This is a genomic window from Lachnoclostridium sp. Marseille-P6806, from assembly GCF_900625025.1.
Classification (GTDB): domain Bacteria; phylum Bacillota; class Clostridia; order Lachnospirales; family Lachnospiraceae; genus CAG-791.
Genome location: NZ_LR130575.1, coordinates 83393 through 106129, shown reverse-complemented (window position 1 = coordinate 106129; position 22737 = coordinate 83393). Strand labels below are relative to the sequence as shown.

Annotated in this window: 13 protein-coding genes and 4 tRNA genes; 1 reads left to right on the top strand and 16 read right to left on the bottom strand. The window is 58.5% G+C overall.

All coding sequences use genetic code 11. The features are described 5' to 3' along the window. From rpoD to E0E20_RS02800, 10 genes are all read right to left on the bottom strand, one after another. On the bottom strand, positions 1 to 1263 hold the full coding sequence (gene rpoD, locus E0E20_RS02845) for an RNA polymerase sigma factor RpoD (RefSeq protein ID WP_242622631.1): 1263 nt from the start codon (positions 1261 to 1263) through the stop codon (positions 1 to 3). Next, the gene (gene dnaG, locus E0E20_RS02840) at positions 1256 to 3052 is read right to left on the bottom strand and encodes a DNA primase (RefSeq protein WP_130836577.1); all 1797 of its coding nucleotides are present in this window, start codon (positions 3050 to 3052) and stop codon (positions 1256 to 1258) included. The genes rpoD and dnaG overlap by 8 nt, the downstream gene beginning before the upstream one ends. 21 nt (positions 3053 to 3073) lie before the next feature. Then, positions 3074 to 4081, bottom strand: coding sequence for a deoxyguanosinetriphosphate triphosphohydrolase (locus tag E0E20_RS02835; protein ID WP_130836576.1), 1008 nt, complete (start codon positions 4079 to 4081; stop codon positions 3074 to 3076). A 164-nt stretch (positions 4082 to 4245) separates the two neighbouring features. Then, positions 4246 to 4319: transfer RNA gene (locus E0E20_RS02830), tRNA-Val, on the bottom strand. Between the two features lie 98 nt (positions 4320 to 4417). Continuing rightward, a tRNA-Leu gene (locus tag E0E20_RS02825) sits at positions 4418 to 4501 on the bottom strand. 43 nt (positions 4502 to 4544) lie between these two features. Next, positions 4545 to 4627, bottom strand: a tRNA-Leu gene (locus E0E20_RS02820). A 58-nt stretch (positions 4628 to 4685) separates the two neighbouring features. Beyond that, positions 4686 to 4757: transfer RNA gene (locus E0E20_RS02815), tRNA-Glu, on the bottom strand. Between the two features lie 116 nt (positions 4758 to 4873). Then, a complete protein-coding gene (locus E0E20_RS02810; RefSeq protein WP_130836575.1) occupies positions 4874 to 7462 on the bottom strand; it encodes a family 78 glycoside hydrolase catalytic domain in 2589 nt (862 codons plus the stop codon). Between the two features lie 41 nt (positions 7463 to 7503). Further along, positions 7504 to 9948, bottom strand: a complete 2445-nt coding sequence (locus E0E20_RS02805) for a beta-glucosidase (RefSeq protein ID WP_130836574.1) — start codon at positions 9946 to 9948, stop codon at positions 7504 to 7506. Continuing rightward, positions 9935 to 11359 (bottom strand): MFS transporter, encoded by a 1425-nt coding sequence (locus E0E20_RS02800; protein WP_130836573.1) that lies wholly within the window; start codon positions 11357 to 11359, stop codon positions 9935 to 9937. The genes E0E20_RS02805 and E0E20_RS02800 overlap by 14 nt, the downstream gene beginning before the upstream one ends. A gap of 164 nt (positions 11360 to 11523) precedes the next feature. On the opposite strand from E0E20_RS02800, the gene E0E20_RS02795 reads away from it, so the two are divergent. Then, positions 11524 to 12765 (top strand): helix-turn-helix domain-containing protein, encoded by a 1242-nt coding sequence (locus tag E0E20_RS02795; RefSeq protein ID WP_130836572.1) that lies wholly within the window; start codon positions 11524 to 11526, stop codon positions 12763 to 12765. Here E0E20_RS02795 and E0E20_RS02790 read toward each other — a convergent pair. The 6 genes from E0E20_RS02790 to E0E20_RS02765 all read right to left on the bottom strand — a co-directional run bounded on the left by E0E20_RS02790 (position 12722) and on the right by E0E20_RS02765 (position 22673). Then, positions 12722 to 17578, bottom strand: coding sequence for a PolC-type DNA polymerase III (locus E0E20_RS02790; protein WP_130836571.1), 4857 nt, complete (start codon positions 17576 to 17578; stop codon positions 12722 to 12724). The two genes, E0E20_RS02795 and E0E20_RS02790, sit on opposite strands and share 44 nt — an antisense overlap. Before the next feature lie 54 nt (positions 17579 to 17632). Next, positions 17633 to 18694, bottom strand: coding sequence for a flavodoxin-dependent (E)-4-hydroxy-3-methylbut-2-enyl-diphosphate synthase (ispG, locus tag E0E20_RS02785; protein WP_130836570.1), 1062 nt, complete (start codon positions 18692 to 18694; stop codon positions 17633 to 17635). A gap of 48 nt (positions 18695 to 18742) precedes the next feature. After that, a complete protein-coding gene (locus E0E20_RS02780; RefSeq protein WP_242622630.1) occupies positions 18743 to 19795 on the bottom strand; it encodes a M50 family metallopeptidase in 1053 nt (350 codons plus the stop codon). A 42-nt stretch (positions 19796 to 19837) separates the two neighbouring features. After that, positions 19838 to 20998 (bottom strand): 1-deoxy-D-xylulose-5-phosphate reductoisomerase, encoded by a 1161-nt coding sequence (locus E0E20_RS02775; RefSeq protein WP_130836568.1) that lies wholly within the window; start codon positions 20996 to 20998, stop codon positions 19838 to 19840. A gap of 119 nt (positions 20999 to 21117) precedes the next feature. Continuing rightward, positions 21118 to 21951, bottom strand: coding sequence for a phosphatidate cytidylyltransferase (locus E0E20_RS02770; protein WP_130836567.1), 834 nt, complete (start codon positions 21949 to 21951; stop codon positions 21118 to 21120). Then, positions 21948 to 22673 carry an isoprenyl transferase gene (locus E0E20_RS02765; RefSeq protein ID WP_130836566.1) on the bottom strand — a complete coding sequence of 242 codons (726 nt, stop codon included), beginning with the start codon at positions 22671 to 22673 and terminating at the stop codon, positions 21948 to 21950. The genes E0E20_RS02770 and E0E20_RS02765 overlap by 4 nt, the downstream gene beginning before the upstream one ends. Between the last annotated feature and the right edge of the window lie 64 nt (positions 22674 to 22737).

The following is a 22737-nucleotide window of genomic DNA, read 5'->3' as shown; positions in this document are numbered from 1 at the left end:
TCAGTCAAGATAGTCTTTCAGCTTCCGGCTGCGGCTCGGGTGGCGGAGCTTGCGGAGCGCTTTCGCCTCGATCTGGCGGATTCTCTCTCTCGTGACGTTGAATTCCTTGCCGACCTCCTCCAGCGTTCTCGCCCGCCCGTCGTCGAGCCCGAAGCGCAGGCGCAGCACCTTCTGCTCCCTGTCCGTCAGTGTGTCCAGAACCTCCTGAAGCTGATCCTGAAGCAGCGAAAAGGCCGCCGCCTCGGCCGGAACCGGCACGTTGTCATCCTGAATGAAATCTCCCAGATGGCTGTCCTCCTCCTCGCCGATGGGCGTCTCAAGGGAAACCGGCTCCTGCGCGATCTTGATGATTTCGCGGACCCGTTCCTCGCCGATCCCCATTTCGGCCGCAATTTCCGCCGGCGTAGGCTCGCGGCCGAGATCCTGCAGGAGCTGACGGCTCACGCGCACCAGCTTGTTGATGGTTTCCACCATATGCACCGGAATCCGGATCGTCCGCGCCTGATCCGCGATGGCGCGGGTGATGGCTTGCCGGATCCACCATGTCGCATAGGTCGAAAACTTGAAGCCCTTGCGGTAATCAAACTTTTCCACCGCCTTGATCAGACCGAGATTCCCCTCCTGAATCAGATCGAGGAACAGCATGCCGCGGCCGACATAACGCTTCGCTATGCTGACCACAAGGCGGAGGTTCGCCTCTGCCAGCCGGTTCTTTGCATCCGTTCCGCGGGACTGCATGAGAGCCAGCTCTTCCCTGCTTTTATCGCGGACGATCTCGAGCTCCTCCTCCGTGAGCTCAAGCCCCTCCGGGCTGCCCCCCGCGGTCTCCGTGATCCCCTTGGCCGAGAGCTCCTCTGCCAGCCGTCCGGCTTCCATCTTCTTTGCCAGATCGATCTCCTCATCCGCGGAGAGGAGCGGCACCTTGCCGATCTCCTTTAGATACATCCGGACCGGATCCTCGATATTGACGCCCTCTGCCATGGCGTCCATATCGATCTCCAGCTCCTTTTCGCCCTCGTTTTCTTCCTCCTCGTTCATCAGCTCGTCATCGGAGGGGCTCTCGTCGATCACGTCCGGCAGGCTGATCACAATACCGTTTTTGTCGATCTGGTTGTTGACCTTTTCCCACATATCGTCGTCCAGATCCATCCCGGCAAAGGCATTGTCGATATCCTTTTGATCCAGCACGTTTCTGTTTTTCTTTCCGAGCTTCAAAAGCTCGTCCAGCGCTTTCAGAAACTGCTCAAACATCTGCTCATCCATCCTGTTCTCTCCCTTTTTCCGTATCAATGCAAAAGACCGCCGTCTTCAGCTCTTCCAGCTCCTTTTTGCTGCGTATGATCTCCTGCAGCGCGTTCGGATCGCCCGCCAGCTCCGCCGCGCGGCGCCGCCCGCTGCTCTGCTTGACGGAGAGCACCACATCATGCAGCGCTTTCTCCTGATTCTCTCTGCCCTCCGGAAGCTCAAAGCGGCTGTTGAACAGCGTTGCCGCCCGGTTCTGCTCGCTTTCCTCCGGAAAAACGCTGATGATCGCGGCAATGCTGCCCGGCTTCGGATCGGCGTAAAACCGCTCCGCCACCGTGCGCGGGATCCCCTCTGCGAAATCCTCCGGCCGAATGTACCTTGAAACCTGCGCGAATACCGCCCGGTCCTCCGCCATCCACGTAAGGAGCCATGCCTGCGCCCGGGTTTCCGGCGTGATTCCGCCCTCTTTCTTCCGCGGCGCCGCGGGCTTCGGTCGCTCCGGAGCCCGGATCAGCTCGCCCGCCTCCGTGTAGGAACCCACCATGCGCCGGAGCGAGCCCTTATCGATAAAATACCGGGCGGCTACCGCCTCGATATAATTATCCCTCTCGATTTCATCCTCGAAGACGCCGAGACGCTTCGCCGCCTCACGGCAAAAATCCGTCCGTCCCGCGGGATCGTCCATCGCAAAATTCCGTTCCAGCATCCGCAGCTCGTAAAAAAAGCTGTTTTCCGCCGCATCGATCCGCTTTCGGAACTCGTCCGCCCCGAGATTTTTCATGAATTCGTCCGGATCCTTATAGGGCCGGAGATCCAGAACCCGCGACCGCAGCGCCGCCTCACGGAGAATGCCGTTGTTCCGGAGAGCCGCGCGCATTCCCGCCTCGTCGCTGTCATAGGACAGGAGAATTTCCTTGGCGTAGCGCTTCAGGATGCTCGCCTGCCCGCTGGTAAAGGCTGTCCCCAGCGAGGCGACCGCCTGCGGAAAACCGGCCTGATGCATCGCAATCACATCCATATAGCCCTCGCAGAGGATAAACTGCTCCGTCCGGCTTCTCTTTGCCAGATGGAGGCCGTACAGGTTCCGGCCCTTATCAAAGATCGGCGTCTCCGGCGAGTTCAGATACTTCGGCTTGCCGTCTCCCATGACGCGGCCGCCGAAGCCGATGACGCGGCTGTTCACATCCATGATCGGGAACATGACCCGGTTCCAGAACTTATCGTGAAGCCCTCGCTTTTCGTCGTAGGCCGCGACGCCCGATTCCAGTATCGAATCGTCCGGAAAGCCCTTTTTCCGGAGAAAGGCCACGAGATCCGAGCCGCTCCCATCGGCAAAGCCGAGACCGAAGCGGTGAATCGTCTCCGCCGTGAGCCCCCTCCCCTCCAGATAGCGCATGCCGGCCGCGCCTCGCGGAGAACGCAGCATCCGGTAATAATAGGTGGCCGCCTCGCGGTTGATGTCAAAGAGCTCCCGCCGGTGCTGCTCCCGTTTTTTCGCCTCCTCGCCGTATTCCGCCTCCGGAAGACGGATCCCCGCTCGCTCCGCCAGCGCTTTCACCGCCTCCTGAAAGCTGTAATTTTCATACTTCATGAGAAAGGTGATGACGTTCCCGCCGGCGCCGCAGCCGAAGCAGTAAAAAATCTGCTTGTCCGCAGATACGGAGAACGAGGGGGATTTCTCATTATGAAAGGGGCAAAGGCCAAAGTAATTCGCCCCCTGCTTTTTCAGATGCACATAGCTGCCGACAACGTCGACGATGTCGTTTCCCGCCCGCACCTGCTCCAGTATCTCATCGGGATAATACAAACAGACCCTCCCATTCCGCGCTTACTGCCACGTGTTCGGAACATACAGCTCCTTGTATCTCGCAATCGCAAAGCGATCCGTCATCGAGCTGATATAATCGCAGACCACCCGCTCCCGGCTGTCTCCGCAGGCCATGAGCTCCCGCAGATAATCCGGAAGCTGATCTGTGTGATCGCTCTGCACGTAATAATAGAACAGCGTCTCCACAAGCTGCTCCGCCTTTTTCTCCTCGCCCTTGGCCGCAGGATTCGTGTAGACCCGCTCAAACATGAACGCACGGAGCTTCTTCATCGCCGCCCCCGTCTCCTCCGACATCCGGATCTCCTGCCGTCCCGCGCTGGCTGTGATGATGTCATGAATAAAATGATCCAGACGGTCGTTCAGCGTATGCCCCAGAACATCCGCGATCTCCTCCGGTACGTCATCCTCCGTCAGAATGCCGCCGCGGATCGCATCGTCCATATCATGATGGAAATACGCGATCTTATCCGAGAGCCGGACGACCTGTCCCTCGAGCGTGCAGGGATTCCCTTTCGTCTGGTGATTCACAATGCCGTCCCGCACCTCGAACGTCAGGTTCAGTCCCTGCCCGTTCTTCTCAAGGACATCGACCGTCCGGAGGCTCTGCTCCGCGTGGTCGAAGCCCTCCGCATACAGGCGGTTCAGCACCCGCTCCCCCGCATGGCCGAACGGCGTGTGCCCGAGATCATGCCCGAGGGCAATCGCCTCCGTCAGGTCCTCGTTGAGATGAAGCGCCTTGGCAATGGTCCGCGCATTCTGCGAAACCTCCAGCGTGTGCGTCAGCCTCGTCCGGTAATGATCGCCGTCCGGCGTGATGAAGACCTGTGTCTTATCCTTCAGCCGGCGGAACGACTTGCAGTGAAGAATCCGGTCCCTGTCACGCTGGAAGACCGGCCGGATATCGCACTGTTCCTCCGCAAAGCGCCGTCCGCGGCTCTGCCGCGAAAACGCAGCCCAAGGAGCAAGGATTTCTTTTTCTCTCAGTTCCAGTTCTTCCCGGATCGTCAATATCCATACCCTCCCATCGCACTTCCGATGTCCGGACGGACTGCCGGGCATTCCCGCCGCCCGGGGAATCAACGCCTATATTTTATATATTCTCCGCCGGAGGGCGATTTCCTTTTTATTTTATAAAAAAACACAGCCGATGATCTTCGACTGTGTCTAAAAAATGGGACGGACGGGGATCGAACCCGTGACCTCTCGCGTGTGAGGCGAACGCTCATCCCGGCTGAGCTACCGTCCCGAATCAATAACTGCGGCGTTTCCCGGCGGCCCCTTGCGGCCGTCTACAATCACCGATTAAGATAAAACCCGGACAAGCGCCTGCTTTCCGGGTCCAACTGCGGAAGATGGGACTTGAACCCACACGGCCTTTCGGTCACAAGATCCTTAGTCTTGCTCGTCTGCCAATTCCGACACTTCCGCATCTGACTTCTCTTCCGAGAAAGCCGAAGCTCTCTGCGGAGAATGCAGGAAAAGGGACTTGAACCCTCACTGTGTTGCCACAACAGGCACCTGAAGCCTGCGCGTCTGCCATTCCGCCATTCCTGCGCATCGCTTCCTCGCGGAACGCGACTTTCGGGTTGGACTGTTTTATATAAACAGTCAGTAGCTCGTATCGGAATCGAACCGGTGTTTCTGCCGTGAGAGGGCAGCGTCTTAACCCCTTGACCAACGAGCCATGCGAACGGAACCGTGTTTCCCGTTCGTATCCCTGTCCTTGGGACGAATGTTAGTATATCTCAGCGTTTTCTTTTTGGCAAGTACTTTTTTAACATTTACTTTTCCTCCCGCGTTTTATACGTCTATATGATGACGTCCGGGCAAAAGCTCCTCCGTCCGGCCGCCCGAAAGAAAGCGCGCCGTCGTGTTCGCGGGCACCGTGACATCATATGAGAAGCTTCCATCCGCATTCTTCTTCCACGCGCAGCGCACCGTACCGTACACGCTGTCATAGGACAGGCCGGCATGCGTAAAATGCCCGCCGGGGACCGGAGCCAGCGTAAAGTGATTCTCCCCGTCCACTTTCACGCCGCACATCTTTTCAAAGACCCACTCGCACACCGCGCCCTTGGAATAGTGGTTCAGAGAGGCGATCCCGCCGCCCTTTCCATTATCCGAGTCAGGGCCGTCCCAGTCCTCCCAGATGGTCGTCGCGCCGGCCTTTGGCATACACAGCCAGCCCGGTTTTTCCTCGTTTTCCAGAAGCCGGTACGCAAGCTCCGCATCGATATCCCCCAGCACATAGAGGATGAACGGCGTGGAGAGAAAGCCGGTTCCCACCCTCCAGCGGTAATGCTCGAGAGCCTGCACCAGCCGCTTCCTTGCAAAGGCCGCATCCTCTTCATCAAAAAGCCCGAAATAGAGCGGCCTCACAAGCCTCGCCTGCCGGTCCGTGTCAAGGGTGTACTTTTTCAGCTTCCGCAGCTTCCGATAGGCCGCTTTCGCACCGTCCCGGTACTCCTCATAGCGCGGGACATCCTGCTCACGCCCGAGCGCCCCGGCGATCTCCGCCATGATATCCATGATATAGAAAAGATACGCAGTGGCCTCCTCCGGGCGCGAGGTCATAAAATCCCTGTAACTCATGGCGTGCACGTCCGCGGGCTCCGCCCACTCCCCGTAATGCTGCCCCGTATTGTACAGATATTTTGTGTCGGCCCGGGAAAGTCCCGTCTTCTCCGAAATGATGAAGCTGCTTTTCCCCGTGCGCGAAATCATGTATTCCGCATAGCGCTTCATATTGTCATAATATTTCTCAATGATTTTCCTGTCTCCGTACTTTTTCCAGAGCCGGTACGGGATCAGCACGCCCGCGTCGGACCAGCCGACGGAGCCGTTCATTCCCCGCATATAGGAATCCGTGCCGCCCTCCGGTGCGATCTGCGGGAAATTGCCGTCCTCCCCCTGCCAGTCGCACAGATCATTTTCAAATTTGAGCGCAAAGGGGGCATAGTTGACCATATAGCTCGCCGTATTCAGAAAAAGCTGCGCATCGCCCGTCCAGCCGTGCCGCTCCCTCGTAGGGCAATCGGTCGGCAGGTCGGCGGAATTGTTCTTCAGCGACCAGAGCGTGTTGGCAACAAAGCGGTTCAGCAGCTCATTCGAGCTCTCAAAGCGGAACGTGGTCTCAAAATCGGAATAGACGGATATCGCCGTGAAATCCGCCGGATTGATATCGAAATCCGCCTCCGCCTCGATGTACTGAAAGCCGAAGATCGCAAAAGCGGTCCTGTATTCATTGACCCCGTCCTTACAGAAATATTCGACCTGCTGGAGCGGCGTCCGGTAATGCTTTCTCACGCACTGGATATTCTTCTGCGTAAATTCTCCGTCTTTCAGAAGCTCGCCGAAGCGCAGGAAGATCCTCTGCCCGGCCTTTGCCTCAAGGTGAAAGGAAACAATGCCCGCAATGTTCTGCCTGAAATCGAGCACTTTTTTCCCCGACGGCGTGATGATGAGCTCCGGGTTCGTGAAGTATTCCTGCTCCGTCAGCGGGAAATTATCCGAGGCCGAGGGAATCACCGCATGCGAGCTGCACTTTGCCTTTTTCCATGAGGAGGCCTCCGGAATTTCCATTCTGGCGTCATAGATTTCCCCGTCCTTATTATCCGCAAAGCGGACCGGCCCCGCATCGGACCACTCGAATGTGCCGTCTGTCGCGACGACATCTGTCGTTCCGTCGTCGTATGTGATTTCAAGCTGCGCCAGAAGCTTCGTCTCGCTGCCGTAGTAGTTTTTCATTCCCCACGCGCCGACGGAGCCGCGGTACCAGCCGTCCGCCAGCATAAAGCGCAGCGAATTTTCGCCCTCCTGCAAAAGCTCCGTCACATCCGCCGTCTGATACTGCACGCGCTTTCTGTAATCCGTAATTCCGGGCGCGAGAACAAAGCGTCCGATCCGGCGGCCGTTCAGCCTGCCCTCATAAACGCCGCAGGCCGTCATATACGCTCTCGCTTTCATGACCCGCCTGTCCGGAGAAATAAGGAACGTTTTCCGGAAGCAGTCCGCCGGATATCTCTTTTTCTTTTCCGGCCGGTAGTTCCCCGTGATCCACTTCGCCGTCCAGTCGCCCGCGCTTACAAGGCCGATCTCAAAGGAGGCCGCTTCGCTGGTCTGCGGCGTTCCGTTTTCATCCCAGAGCGTAACGGTCCAGACGACAGCCGTGCGGCTTGCAAGCGCGCTGCCGCCCCATTCGACAAGGTGCATCCGATCCGATTCGACCCGGCCGGAGTCCCAGAGCAGCTTTCCTCCATCGCTTTTTGCGACAATCCGGTATGCGGTCTGCTTTACCCCGTTTTCGCAGGTCCAGCTGAGTCTCGGCCGGATAAAATCGATTCCGATGGGATCCGTCAAATATTCCACCCGCAGATGCATCGCTTTCATGATTCGCTCCTCCCCGAAGCCGGCGGCGTTTTCCTTTTCCCTTACCGGGCAAGCCGGTCCACGGCCCGCAGTACCCTTGTCGCGTTGATTTCGAGCTGTTCTCTCGTGAGCCTGCCATCCTTTAACGCCTGCATTACATTCCTGTAATCCTGCCTGCTCCCCGGCATAAAGAGATCGCCTCCGGCGGCCGAGACCCTGTCGGAGAGCGCGTTTCTGTGAACGGATGCAGCGCTCGTCATCATCGCGATGACCCAATCCGTCATGACGATGCCCCGGAAGCCGAATTCGCTCCTCAGGATATCCCCGATAAGGCCCCTGTGCTCCGAAGTATGCGTCCCGTTCAGCAGGTTGTAGCTTGTCATGACCGCCGCGGGCTGCGATTTTCTGATGCAGATGCCGAAACCCCTGAGGTAGATTTCCCTCATGGCGCGCTCGCTGACCTGACTGTTGTTGCAGTAGCGGTTCGTCTCGGCATTATTCGCGGCGCAGTGTTTGATGGTGGTCCCGCACCCCTTGTGCGCCTGCACCCCCTCCGTGACAGCCGCTGCGGTAAGCCCCGAGACCAGCGGATCCTCCGAGTAGTACTCAAAGTTTCTTCCGCACAGGATGCTTCTGTGGATGTTGAGCGCCGGGGCAAGCCAGAGGTGAATGCCCATCATCTCCATTTCGCGTCCGACCAGATCGCCAAAGGCTCTGGCAAGCTCTGTGTTAAAGCTCTGCGCAATCGCTGTTCCGATCGGAATCATGGTGGCTGCATGTTCTTTGATGACGGCATTCTTCGGCGGCTTGGAAGAGCCGCATATTTTTTTTGCAATGAATTTCACAAAGGGATTCATCAGCCCCAGCATGCTCTCCGGAATCATGCCGCCGCCGGAAGCGTCGTGGGCGCCCTTTTCGTCCTCATAATACTGCCTCGCCACCCGCACGCCGGCAGGACCGTCCGCCATGACAAGAGGTGAGATTCCTCTGCCTGCAAGCTGCGAGGTCGTCTCTCCTCCCGCGCCCGCGACATGGAGCGCCCCGTTGCCGATGACGCTGAATCTTCTGGCGTCCGGATCAAAGCTGCCGATCTGAAGACAGGCAAGCTCCTCATCCGAAAGGGCTTTTACGCGCTCATCGACTTCATACGGAGCGTCATAAACAGCCTCCGCCGTCTTGATATCGACCGCACGGAGGGACAGCCTGACCGCCTCCGCAGGGATTTTCTCCGCTGTTTCCGCCGCCGGCCGCGGCCTCTTCGGTCTGATATCCGTAAAATCCGGCGTACCGAGGCAGTTTCTTGTCTTTAACACGACCGCCGTTTCATCGAGAGTAATCACGGCTGCAATCTCCGTCGAGACAGAGCTGTTCCCCACCCGGACGATGTAGTCCCCGGCCTCGAGAATGTATGCGGCTCCCTCTTCGTCATAGGACGCAAAATCGGACAGCGCAAAGCGGATGACCAGCTCTTCCTCCGCGCCCGGAGCCAGCAGGGCGGTTTTGGCATAACCCGTGAGCTCCTGATACGCCTTGTCCAGCTTCCTCCACGGAGGCGACACATAGCTCTGAATGACCTCCTTGCCCGCACGTGTCCCCGTGTTCTTCACACGGATCCTGAGAGTGACGGTATCTGCCGCTGCCTCCGCGGAGCATACCCTGCTTGCAAAGCTGGTGTAGGAAAGGCCGTAGCCGAAAGGAAACAGGGCTTTTTTCCGGAATGTGTCAAAATAACGATAGCCTACATAAATGCCCTCGTTATATCTGGTTTCATTCCAGTCGCCGAACGTCCCCTCCCGGCTGTATTCCTCCCACGCCGCCCATGTCGTCGTCAGCTTTCCGGAGGGATTCTGCCTGCCTGTAAGAATGTCCGCGAGCACCTTTCCGCTGTCCACGCCGAGCTGTGAGAGCAGCAGAATGTTCTCCACCCCGTCAAGCGGCGAGAGATCCACCACGCCGCCCACGTTGAGCACGAGCATGAAGCGCTCATACATCCTCTGAAGCGCCAAAATATCCCGGAGCTCAGACGCCGAGAGCATGACGTCGCCCTCCGTCGCCTCTCTGTCACTCCCCTCTCCGGAATTGCGGCTCAGCACATAGATCGCCGCATCCCCGGACTTTTCCAGCGGCAGCTCATGGTCTGGCTCCTTCATCTCCTTTCCCATGGCGTACAGATATACGTTCTCATGCTTTCTTCTGGCTTCCGCTTTGAGCTCCCGGAAAAACGCTTTCTTCGAAAGACTCCTCACCCGGTCATAGCCGTCGAGCCAGCTCTTCGTCGTGATCTCAAAGCCCTCGCGCTCAAGGCTCTGCTCTATGCTGTACTGAAAGCGCGAATTTACCTCGCCGGAGCCCGTGCCTCCCTTTACGGTATAGCGCAGGCCGGAGCCGAACGCCGCCAGCTTTCCCGGCTTTTCCAGCGGAAAAGCTCCGTTTGCGCGGAGCAACACGGTGCACTCCGCCGCGTTGTCCGTCACCAGTGCAAGGTGATCCCTCTCATACTGTTCCATTTTCCGGCCTCCGCTGCTGTTTTCTTACTGCAATTTCCTCCCGCATGGCAGGGAGCTTCGCCTCCAGATCAAAGCGCAGAGTGAGCGCAAGCATGATGACAAAGAGCACAAGCGGAATATAAATGCCAAACGTGTACACCGCCTGCCGCACCGCCGGCGTCACGATTTCTGATAAGCCGTCATAATCCGCGAAGCCGAGGCACCATCCGACCAGCGAGGCGCCGATGCCCGAACCGATTTTGCCGCCGAAGCCGCTTGCCGCCTGACTGGTGCCCACCATTCTCCTGTCATATTTATACTCGTTGTAATCAATCGCCATGGCTGCCATAACGCCGAGGAGACACATCATGGGAATATTGGCAAAGCTGGCAAAACAGCCCATGACCGTGTTGTACCAGAAGTGCGTCGGGTTGATAATGCGGACGGCTGTCGCCGCTGTCCCGATGAAGAAAGAAATCTTGAGCGTCTTTGTGACGCCCAGCTTTTTTACCATGGGGCCGACGGCAATGAAGCCGAGCAGGGTCGGAATCAGGCCGACGGCGCCGAGGATCCCCACAAGGTTGTCGTCGCCGTAAATCAGCTTGCAGTAGAATGTGCCCGAGGACCCGCTGATCCCGTATGACACGTTGGACAGAACCCCCATGACCAGAATCATCACCCAGTATTTATTGCGGAACAGATTGGCAATCGCCTGCCCGAACGGAACGCTCTCTTCCTCCTCTTCGGTCTCCGGAGCCGCGTCCGAGCCGGTTTCAACAGCCTGCTCCTTGGCCCGCAGATAGCAGATCAGAAGTGTGAGCAGAACCAGAAGCGCAAAGCCGACGCCAAATTTAATCCACGCGGACTGATTCCCTCCGAGCGCGTTTGTGACCGGAATAATGGCGATCGCAATGATCATGCCCGACACATAGCCGGCCGCCGCACGCCAGATTCCCATGTTGCCTCTCTCCTCCTGACTGTTCGTCCGCACAACCATGAGCGAGGCATAGGGAATGCAGATCGCCGTATAGACGACGGCGGTCAGCAGGATATTCGTGATAAACATATAGGCGATTTTCGCGGGAGCGGAAAAGCCGGACGGAACCGTGAACAGCATGACCAGAATCACAGCCGCAGGAACGGACATCCTGAGAAGCCACGGCCTGTACTTCTCCCTGCCCGGCGCCGTATGATCCACGATATGTCCCATGATGATGTCGGTAAAGGCATCGATGATCTTGCAGAGAAAGAACACCGTGGCGACGGCTCCCGCCGCCATGCCGACCTTATCCGTATAAAAATATGTAAGCTGGCCTACAAGGCCCGACATGGAGTTCAGCGCAAACTGTCCCAGCGAATCCGCGAGATAGTCTCTCTTCCGCATCACTTTCTGAACGCCGAATTTGTCTGTTCCGAGTGGTTTCCCCGCCATCGCTCTTTCTCCTTATCCGCAATTGCTTTGCTCCGCTGTCATAGTTCATGGGGCTTCCCATGAAATACAGCCTCTCTGATATTGACAGTGTAGCATTCCGGCGGATAGGATTATTGTAGCTGTGTGAAATATATTGTAACAAAGAGACTTTCGGGGAACTGACGATGAAAAGAACCGCGGCAACGGCTGATTTTTTGACCCTCTTATATAATGCGACCTTTATGCCTGTCCATTATTTCCGCGGGCAGGAGCTCGTATTCACGCTGCCCGGGTGGTCCTTTCCGGACGGCGCTCTTTCATCCTATCGGAACGCGGCCGCCATGGAGGGCCTCCTCTTCGACTATTTTGCCGTCGATGAGCTGCTGTACCTCGGCATCGTGAGAAACGAGGACTGCGGAGAGGATGTCGTAATCGGACCGGTCTCCCTCTTTCCCCTGACGCCCGCAATGATCGGGAACATCACGGACTCCTACGGCCTCAATCCGGACATGAAGCTGCAGGCGCAGGCTTTTTTCGAGAGAACTCCCACGTTTTCGCTGCACCAGTTTTTAAGTATTCTGTCGATGATTCATTACCAGCTGAGCGGCGAGCTTCGGAGCGTGATGGATATCTACAAGCCGACAAAGGCAAAGGACGCCGAGGAAATCGGGAAAGTCCACTCCGATACGCTGATGGAAAGAAAGGAGAACGAAAACTATCACGACACCTTCTACTTCGAACAGGAATACTACGGGCTGGTGGAGGCCGGAGACGTGGCGGGCCTCGACAGTTTTCTCAAAGCCATTCCTCCTCTCCGGGAGGGCTCCGTCGGTCCGGACTATGTGAGGCAGACCAAGAATATTTTTGTCGCCTCCATCACGATGTATACAAGACACGCCATCGCCGGGGGACTTGATATCGAGACTGCATACCAGCTGTCGGACACCTACATTCAGGAAATGGAAAAAATGACGGACGCAGACGCCGTGCAGATGCTCAATCAGTCTGCTGTCTGCGATTTTACAAGACGGGTCGCGGAATCCAAAATTCCGCAGGGCATGTCGCAGGAAATATTCCGGTGCATCCAGTACATTTCCAACCACATCAATCAGCCGCTGTCCGTGGAGCAGACCGCCGCGGCGCTCCATATGAACCGGAGCACCCTCTCCAAAAAATTCAAGCGGGAGCTGGGCTTTAACATCAGCTCCTACATCATGCGGCGGAAGCTCGAGGAGGCGCGGAGCCTCCTCCGCTACACGGATAAAACCATCAGTGAAATCAGCGAGTACCTGTGCTTTTCCACGCAGGCCTATTTTCAGAATGTCTTTAAGAAAAAATACGGAACGACGCCCCGCAGCTTCCGCATGAGCGCCGCCCGCTCCGTCAAAGCGACGCAAAGCCCCCGCCCATCAGATCAAAGAGACTGATCTGATCCGTCTCGGGAAGATTTTTCAGAATACCCAGCGCGGAAAGCTGGTCGATATTGGTCTGTGAGACCTTGGTCCGGCTGCGGAAATCGTTCTTGGAGGTAAAGGGCCCTGCCGCCACCGCCTCCACTACGGCGTCCGCCGCCTTTTCACCCATGCCGCCGATGCTTCTGAGGGACGGCATGAGCTTTCCGTCTATGATCTGGAAGATCCGGCTCTGCACCTGCGCAAGGTCGATCGGCAGAAACTCAAAGCCCCGGGCATAGAACTCCTGCACCAGCTTCATATCCTCCACGGTCGCCTGCTCCTTGGCCGTCAGAGTGTCCCGGCGCCGCTCATAATCCTCCATCACCGCGAGCAGGTGATTCCTGCCCTGCGCCATGATCTCATAGTCAAAATCCGTCGCGCGGATGCTGAAATAGGCGCAGTAATAGGCCAACGGATCATACACCTTGAACCACGCGATCCGGAGCGCCATGCAGACGTAGGCCGCCGCATGGCCTTTCGGGAACATATATTTGATCTTCTGGCAGGAATCGATGTACCAGTCCGGCACGCCCTTGTCCCGCATCTCTTTCTTCCATGCCGGCCACTCCTTGCAGCCGCCCTTTGCCACCTTTCCTTTCCGGACGTTCTCCATGATCTTAAAGGACATGGAATTGTCGAGCCCCTGCGCAATCAGATAGGACATGATATCGTCGCGGCAGCCGATGCAGGTGAGAAGCGTGCAGTCCCCCTGCGAAATATGAAGCTCCGCATTGCCCAGATAGACGTCCGTCCCATGAGAAAGGCCGGATATCTTGACGAGCTCCGTCATGGTGGTCGGCTTCGTCGCCTCGAGCATCCCCATGACAAACTTCGTGCCGAATTCTGGGATGCCCAGTGTTCCGACCCGGACGCCGCCGATATCCTCCGGCTGCACGCCGAGCGCCTCCGTGGACTGAAACAGGCTCATGACCGCCGGATCGTTCAGAGGAATTCCCATAGGATCCACGCCGGTCAGATCCTGCAGCATGCGGATCATGGTCGGATCGTCGTGCCCCAGAATATCGAGCTTGAGCAGATTGTGGTCGATGGAATGATAGTCAAAATGCGTCGTGATGATATCCGTCGTCATGTCGTTGGCGGGATGCTGCGTCGGCGTAAAGGTGTTGATCTCCTCGCCCACCGGCAGCACGACGATGCCGCCGGGATGCTGTCCCGTCGAACGGCGCACGCCGACAAGCCCCGCGGCGATCCGCTCCATCTCGCACTGCCGCTTTTCCACCGCCGTCTCATTCGATTTGCCGCCCGAGAGCTCCGCCCGCGCCCTTGCCTCCTCCGCCTGATCCTTAAAGAAGCCGCGCACATAGCCGTAGGCCGTCTTGTCCGCCACGGTCGCGATGGTTCCCGCCTTGAACGTCTGCTTGTCTCCGAAAATGACCCGCGTGTAGGCGTGGGCCTTGGACTGGTACTCGCCCGAGAAATTCAGGTCGATATCCGGCTCCTTGTCCCCCTTGAAGCCAAGAAAGGTCTCAAACGGAATGCCGAAGCCGATGCCCTGCATCTTCGTCCCGCATTTCGGACACATCTTCTCCGGCAGATCGATCCCGGTGCGGAGCTCGTACTCTTTCACAATCGGCGAATCAAAGTCCGAGCATTTGCACTCCGGATTCGGACAGAGATAATGGGGCGCAAGCGGATTGACCTCCGTGATGCCCGCCATCGTCGCCACAAAGGAAGATCCGACCGAGCCGCGGGAGCCCACAAGATACCCGTCCTCGTTGGACTTCCACACCAGCTTCTGCGCAATGATGTACATGACCGAGTAGCCATTCTTAATGATCGAGGTCAGCTCTCTCTCCAGCCGGCTCTCCACGACCTGCGGCAGAGGATCCCCGTACATCTCGTGCGCCTTGCGGTAGCAGATTTCGCGCAGCAGCTCATCGGAACGAAGAATGACCGGCGGACACTTGTCCGGCCGCACCGGTGAAATCACGTCGATCATATCCGCGATCCGGCGCGTATTGGTGACGACCACCTCCTCGCACTTCTTCGGCCCGAGATAGGCAAACTCCTCGAGCATCTCATCCGTCGTGCGAAGATACAGAGGCGCCGGCTCCTCCTCGGAAATACCGATCGCCCGCTGCAGAATGCTCCGGTAAATCTCATCCTGCGGGTCCTTGAAATGCACGTCGCAGGTAGCGCAGACGGGCTTTCCGAGCCTCTCCCCCAGCTCCACGATCCGGCGGTTCAGATTCCGGAGATCCTCGTCGGTGTTGAACTCCGGATAGCGCTTCTCGCCGTTCCGGTTTCTCGCCTCGATGAGAAAGCGATTGTTGGCGATGGGCTGAATTTCCAGATAATCATAAAAGTCCGCGATCCCCGCGAGCTCCTGCTCCGAGCGGCTGTCGATCATGGCGCTCATCAGCTCGCCCATGGCGCAGGCCGAGCCGAGTATCAGCCCCTCCCGGTACTTCACAAGGAGGCTCTTCGGGATTCGCGGCCTGCGCGCAAAATATTTCAGATGCGATTCGCTCACAAGACGATAGAGATTCGTCCGCCCCGTCACGTTTTTGGCAAGAATGATACAGTGAAAATATTTCAGATGGCTCACGACATCCGCATTGCTCTCATTCAGCTTGTTCAGCACGCCGAACGTCACCGCCCCGTCCCTTTCGAGAAGCGGCAGGAGCTTTAAGAAAATCTCCGCCGTGCAGAGCGCGTCCGCGTCACCCCGGTGATGCTGATCCAGCACGACCCCCAGCTCTCTGGCCACGGTTTCCAGACGGTAATTGTTGTGCCCCGGCAGCTCCGCGCGCGCCATGCCCATGGTGTCCGTCCATGTGAAATCAAAGGGAAGCCCCTGCTCCCGGCACTTGGCTCTCAGAAAACCGCAGTCAAAGGCAACGTTATGCCCCACCAGCACCGTCCCCTCCGCGAATTTCAGAAAGCGCGGCAGAACCTTGTCGATCGTATCCCGGCCGATGACCATATTGTCGTCGATCTGCGTGAGCTTCTGAATAAGATAGGGAATCGGAATTTCCGGGTCGATCAGCTCGGAAAATCCCCCCGCGATGCGACCCGTGATTTTCCCGGCGGGAGCGCCCGCTCCGGCCGCTTCTCCATCTTTCCACGATTCTTTTCCCTGCTCTGTCCCCACCGCGCCGGATGACTGCGCCGCCTCCGGCTCCTCGCGGAACAGCTCCACGCGGTAGCCGCCGATCTGGATGATGCGGTCCCGGTCTGCCGAGAGTCCCGTCGTCTCGATATCAAACACCGTATAAGTACAGGAATCAAGCCGGGTGCCCGCGTTCTCGCGGCTCCCCAGCTCCGCGACCGGCTTCAGATCGTCGACCAGATAGCATTCAAGGCCATAGATCACCTTGAAGAACTTCTGCGTATCCATGGGAGGAAGCCCCTCCTCCCGCCGTCTCCGGTTCTCCGCATCGAGAAGCTCCGCCCGCAGATGCCCGGCGTCCGGAAACGCCTGCACATTCCCGTGATCCGTGACGGCGATGGCCGGCATTCCCCACTCATAGGCCTGCTTCACCAGATCCCGGCACTCGGAGACGCCGTCCATATCACTCATCTTCGTGTGGCAGTGAAGCTCCACACGCTTTGCCTCGCTGCTATCCTTTCTCTTTACCAGAAAGGACGGAATGGACTGCACGCCGCGAAGAGACCCCATGACCACCTCGTGATCATAGGAATCGTTCTGCGTCATTCCCTGCACCTTGACGAAAGCGCCCGGCTTTACGGCACGCAGAAACTCCTCGACATATTCCGTGCCGAGGAACAGCTTGCACCAGATGGAATCCGTGAAGTCTGTCACCGAGAACTTCACGATGGACTTGTTGTTGCGGATATCCCTGCTCTCCGCGTTCATGATCCTGCCGCGGATCGTGACCTCCCCGATTTCGCCGATGATATCCGAAATCGGAATGACCGGCGTCTCGGGATCGATATCGCGGCCGTAGAGACAGGACGGATCCTCCGAGCGGCGGTACCCGCCCCCGAAGCCCCCTCTGTCCTCTCTCCGGAATCGCCCGCCGCGTCCGCCCGGGGCGCTCTTTTCCCGGCGCGGAGGAACCGTGCCGCGTCCGCCGCTTCCCGGCGCTTCGCCGCCCCGGCTCTCTCCTGCTGCCGCTCTCGCCGCCGCTCTCTCCTGAACGGCACCCTGCCTTGTCTGCTCTGATCGTCCGCCGGACGGCTCCCCGGCCGTTTCCCGTTCCGCGCCGCTGCGGGCTGCGCCCGCGGACGCAGCCCGCAGCGCCTCCTCCGTCATCGGCTTCCATTCCGGCGCCTCGTGAATGAGCTTCTTCTCCGGCGCCCTGTGGTAGCAGAACTCAAACTGCGCAGGGATCCCGCAGCGCTCCCCGAACACTCTCTCCAGAAATTCCTGCATGCGGCCCGCGTGATCCCGCGCAAAGCAGGAGTCCTCCAGATCGATGCGGATCACATTTTCCTCAGGATAACGGATCTCGGCCTCACGGAACAGCGACGCCGCCACGCGAGAGCGGAGACCGAATTCAAACGCGAGGCTGTCCCGGTATGCCCGCATCAGGGACTCCGGGCCAAACTGCGAGGACAGCGTGTAGAGATCCCGGATATAGACCTCGGTCCCCGGCTGGGTGAACACCTGACGGACGAGAGCCTGCTCCATTGAGGAAATATATTTTCTGTGAATCAGATGTTCGGAACGGACCGTCAACTTGTACCGGGTATGCTCGCGGTTCGTCGCCAGCTTTTCCACCCCGGTCTCGGAAAACATATCATGCAGCTCCTTCGTGACCTGCATTCTCGGAAAAACTTCAAAAAACGGTTTTGCCATGATCTCCTTTATCCGCCCGCCTCCGGTTCTCCGGCAGGCGCTTCGGGGCGTTCTCTACTCGTTCCAGTGATCCAGCTCGTCTTTCAGCACTGCGAGAAGCTGCTCCTCCGGAAACTTTTTCACAATCTGCCCCTTTTTGATGAGAATTCCCTCTCCGTCTCCGCCGGCAATGCCGATGTCCGCCTCTCTGGCCTCTCCGGGTCCGTTCACGGCGCAGCCCATCACCGCCACCTTGATGTCCAGCGCCGGGTAGGACTCCACCATCGCCTCAACCCGGTCCGCAAGGCCGATGAGATCAATGCGCGTGCGTCCGCAGGTAGGACAGGATACCACCTCGATGCCGCCCCTGCGCAGTCCCAGCGTGCGCAGAAGAAGCTTTGCCGTACGGACCTCCTCCACCGGATCGCCCGACAGGGACACGCGGATGGTATCGCCGATGCCCGCATGGAGGATCACCCCGAGGCCGATCGAGGACTTGATGTTGCCGCTCCACAGTGTCCCCGCCTCGGTAATGCCGACATGAAGCGGATAATCCGTCTGCTTTGCCAGCAGCTCATGCGCCTCGATGCACATCAGAACATCCGAGGACTTGATGCTGATGACGATGCGGTCATAGCCGCAGTTCTCGATCATGCGGACCTTATCGAGCGCGCTGTCCACCAGCCCCTGCGCGGTCACTCCGCCGTACTTCGCGATCATCTCGCGCTCGAGAGAGCCGGAATTAACACCGACGCGGATCGGCACGCCGTGCTCTTTCGCCTCCGCGACCACCTTTGCCAGCTTATCCTCTCCGCCGATGTTGCCCGGATTGATGCGCACCTTGTCCGCACCGCTGCGGATGGCCTCGATTGCCATGCGGTAATTGAAGTGAATATCCGCCACCAGTGGGATATGGATCCGCCGGCGTATCTCGCCGATCGCCCTTGCCGACTCCTCGTCCGGGCAGGTACAGCGGATGATGTCGCAGCCCGCCTCCTCGAGACGAAGGATCTGCGCCACCGTCGCCTCGACGTCCTGCGTGCGCGTGTTGGTCATCGACTGAATCAGAATCGGATTTCCTCCTCCGATGACGCGGTTTCCTATCTTTACTTCTTTTGTATGCTCACGATATGTCATAACCGGCCTCTTCTAATATGAAAAGCTCTCTCCGCCTGCAAAAAAACTTTATTCAAAAAATCTCGTAATGTCCTGAAACAGCACAAATACCATCAGCGCCGCCAGCGCGATCGCCCCCGCCATCGTCACAAGGCCCTCTTTCTCTGCGGACAGCGGCTTTCTGCGGATCGCCTCGACGAGGTAGATGAGGAGCCGCCCGCCGTCCAGCGCAGGGATGGGGAGCAAATTCATGATCCCCAGATTGATGGTGAGCAGCAGCGTCAGATTCATGAAGCTGAGAATCATGGTGGGAATCCCGTAGGGCCTCGTCGCCTGATACGTATCGTCCACCGCCTTGACCACGCCCACCGGTCCCGACAGATCCTTGCTGGAGAAATGCCCGCGGAAGATCAGCCCGATGGACTGCCATGTCGCGCGAAACCAGTATTCACACTCGTAATAGCCGCAGCGGAACACATCAAAGCCGCGGCACTCCGTATACTCCCCGCTGCCGATGATGCCGATGTAATACCGTCCGTCCGTCTCATCATAGCGCGGCGTCAGCGTGACGGTCAGCACCTCTCCGTCCCGCAGAAGACGGATGTCCATCGTCTCCCCGTAATTCATCATGGATTCCAGACGGACCTCCCGGTAAAGATGAATCGCCCGCCCGTTGATCCGCGTAATCACATCGCCAGCCTCGATGCCGGCCGCCTCCGCCGCAGAGCCCTCCATGACGGAGCCGACCACCGGGCGGTCCGTACCGCTGAACGCGGCGATGATCACTGCCAGAACAAAGCCGATGAGAAAGTTCGCCGCCGGCCCCGCCAGCACCGTCGCAATCCGGGCCCAGACAGACGCCCCCGCGAACGAATGCGCATCCGACGCGCTCTCCTCCCCTGGCATCCCGTCAAAGATGCAGGCACCGCCGATGGGAAAGGCCTTGAGACAGAAATCCGTCTCCCCGAACTTCCTGTGCAGGAACGTCGGCCCCATGCCGAGATCAAAGGCGCGGACACGGATGCCGTTTCTGCGGGCGATGGCGAAATGCCCCAGCTCATGCGCTGTGACGATCACTCCGAAAATGAGAAGAAAAATCAGAACACTGACAAGCATGGACATATTTTTTCCTCAATACCAAGCGGAACAAGGCCGGAACCGTACTCAGCGTCCCTCGGAGGAGATGCGCCCCTGCACATACTTCCGGCTGAGACGCTCCGTCTCGAGAATTTCCCCGAGTGACGGCTCCCGGATCAGCGGGACCGCCTCCATTGCTCCCTCGATCAGCTCATAGATCTCCAGAAACTCGATTTCATCTCTCATGAAGCATGCGACCGCCTCCTCGTTCGAGGCGTTGAACACCGTGGGCATGCTTCCCCCGGCCGCCGCCGCGCGGTACGCCAGCGGAAGTCCGCGGAACGTATCGGTATCCGGCTTTTCAAAGCGTATGGCAGCGATCTCCTCGAGCGACAGCACGGGGATCTCCAGCTCTTTCCGGTCAGGATAAAAAAACGCATACTGAATCGGCAGGTGCATATCCGGATAGGCAAGCTGCGCCATAATCGAACCGTCCACATATTCCACGGCGGAATGACACAGGCTCTGCGGCTGCACCAGCACCTCGATCCTCTCGGCCGGGACGCCGAAAAGCCAGCTCGCCTCCATCACCTCCAGTCCCTTGTTCACCAATGAAGCCGAATCGATCGTGACCTTGCTGCCCATGCTCCAGTTCGGATTCTTCAGCGCATCCTTTGCCGTCATATGGACGAGCTGCTCCCGCGTCCTGCCGCGGAACGTGCCGCCCGAGCAGGTGAGGAGGATGCGGCGCACTCTCCCGGCCGGCTCTCCGTTCATGCACTGAAAGATCGCGCTGTGCTCGCTGTCTACCGGAAGAAGCGTCACCCCCGCCTCCCGGACCGCCGGCATGATCAGATGCCCCGCCGTCACCAGCGTCTCCTTGTTTGCGAGCGCAATGGTTTTCCCTGCCGCAATGGCCGCCAGCGTCGGTCGGATCCCGATCATCCCGACCACGGCGTTCAGAAAAATCTCACCCTCGTCCATCGACGCGATTTCAAGCAGTCCATCCATGCCGGAAACGATCCGCACCGGCAGATCGCTGACCCGCGCGCGGAGCTCCTCCGCCGCCCGCTCCTCCCAGAGCGCCGCAAGCTTCGGACGGAACTCGCGGATCTGCGCCTCAAGGCCGCTCACATTCCGTCCCGCCGCCAGCGCGGCGACGCCGAGTTCCTCCCTGTAATTCCGTATGATATCCAACGCCTGCGTGCCGATGGAGCCGGTCGATCCGATAATCGTAATTTGCTTCATAATAATAAATCCTCATGCCGCAGCGCTTTATGCAGGACAACGCAGAGCACGCACTGTAAAAATCGCGCAAGCCCACGCGAGAGCTCCGCTTTTTCCCGTCCTGCCGGTCCGCCCTGCCGTCAGGTCAGAAGAAGCACGGCCAGAAAATAAATGATCGGCGTCGTAAAAATTACGCTGTCAAAGCGGTCCATGATGCCGCCGTGTCCGGGAATACAGCTCCCGTAATCCTTGATGTCATGGTTGCGCTTGATGGCGGACGCCGCCAGATCCCCGATCTCGCTGACGGCCGCCCCGACGAAGCCGATCACAATAAACGCCAGCCGGAAGCCCACCGTATCCTCCTCGGGATAATTGTGCTGCAGCATCAGAGCCAGCAGGAAGCACAGCACGACAGAGCCGAGGATCCCGCCGATCGAGCCCTCCACAGTCTTTTTCGGGCTGAGCACCGGGGCGAGCTTCCGGCGGCCGAACGCGCGTCCCGCAAAGTAGGCGCAGGAGTCACAGATCCACGTGCAGAAAAAGATCAGCGCGAACACATACAGACCGTGAGGCAGAAGCCGCGCCCGGTAGATGAAGCTCATCATGACGGGACAGTACACGAAGCTGAACAGCGAAGCCATGACCTGCTCCGCGCAGTACTTCGGATAGCAGAACACATAGACCGCCATCTGCACAAGGAGCAGAAGCACGATCACCGTGAGCGTAAAAAAGTCCGGGCCGATATAGCGTCCGCCGAACATGATGCCGAGATAATAGATTACCGTCGCCGCCAGACCGGCCGCGGAGAGACCGCTCTGCCCTTTCTCCGGAACGACCCGGCACGCCCGGCACAGCTCAAAATAGCCGGTCAGAGAGCAGATCAGCAGAATAAATCCGACGGTATAGCCGCCAAACCACCCGGCGGCTATCGTTACCAGCGCGATGGCAACACCGCTGAGCACACGAGTTTTCACTGCACCAGTCCTCCATAGCGGCGTTCCCGGCGCTGATAGGCCTCCACCGCTCTCTCCAGCTCCGCCCTTGTGAAATCCGGCCACGCCGTCTCCGTGAAGTAATACTCCGTGTAGGCGCTCTGCCAGATCATGAAATTGGAGATGCGCAGCTCGCCGCAGGTGCGGATCAGAAGATCCGGATCCGGAATCCCCGCTGTGTCCAGAGCATCCGAAATACTCTGCTCCGAAATTTCCCCGGGGCGGAGCGTTCCCTCAGCCGCCGCAGCGGCAAGCCGGCGCGCCGCACGGACGAGCTCGTCTCTTCCCCCGTAGTTGATCGCAATCTGGAAGCCTGTCCCGTCGTTGTCCGCCGTCTCCTTTTCGAGCTCCGCAATTGATGCCTGCAGATCCTCGTCGAGCTTTGACTTGTCGCCGATCACCCGGATGCAGACGTTGTTTTTCGCACACTTCGCAAGGCTTGTCTTCATATATGTGCGAAGAAGGTTCATCAGCGCCTTTACCTCTGCGGCCGGTCGGCTCCAGTTCTCCGTCGAAAACGCATAGACCGTGAGATACCGTATCCCCATGTCTTTTGCGTCCTCAAGGATCTGCTCGACCACCCGCGCGCCCTGCGCATGCCCCATGGTGCGGGGGAGCCCCCGCTTTTTCGCCCAACGTCCGTTTCCGTCCATGATGATCGCCACATGTCTGGGAATCTGTCTTTCCTGCCTCTCCTGTTCCATACGCCCCGGAAATGCTTCCTTTCGTCCGATTGATCGACATACAGGCAGACGCTCCTGCAAATTC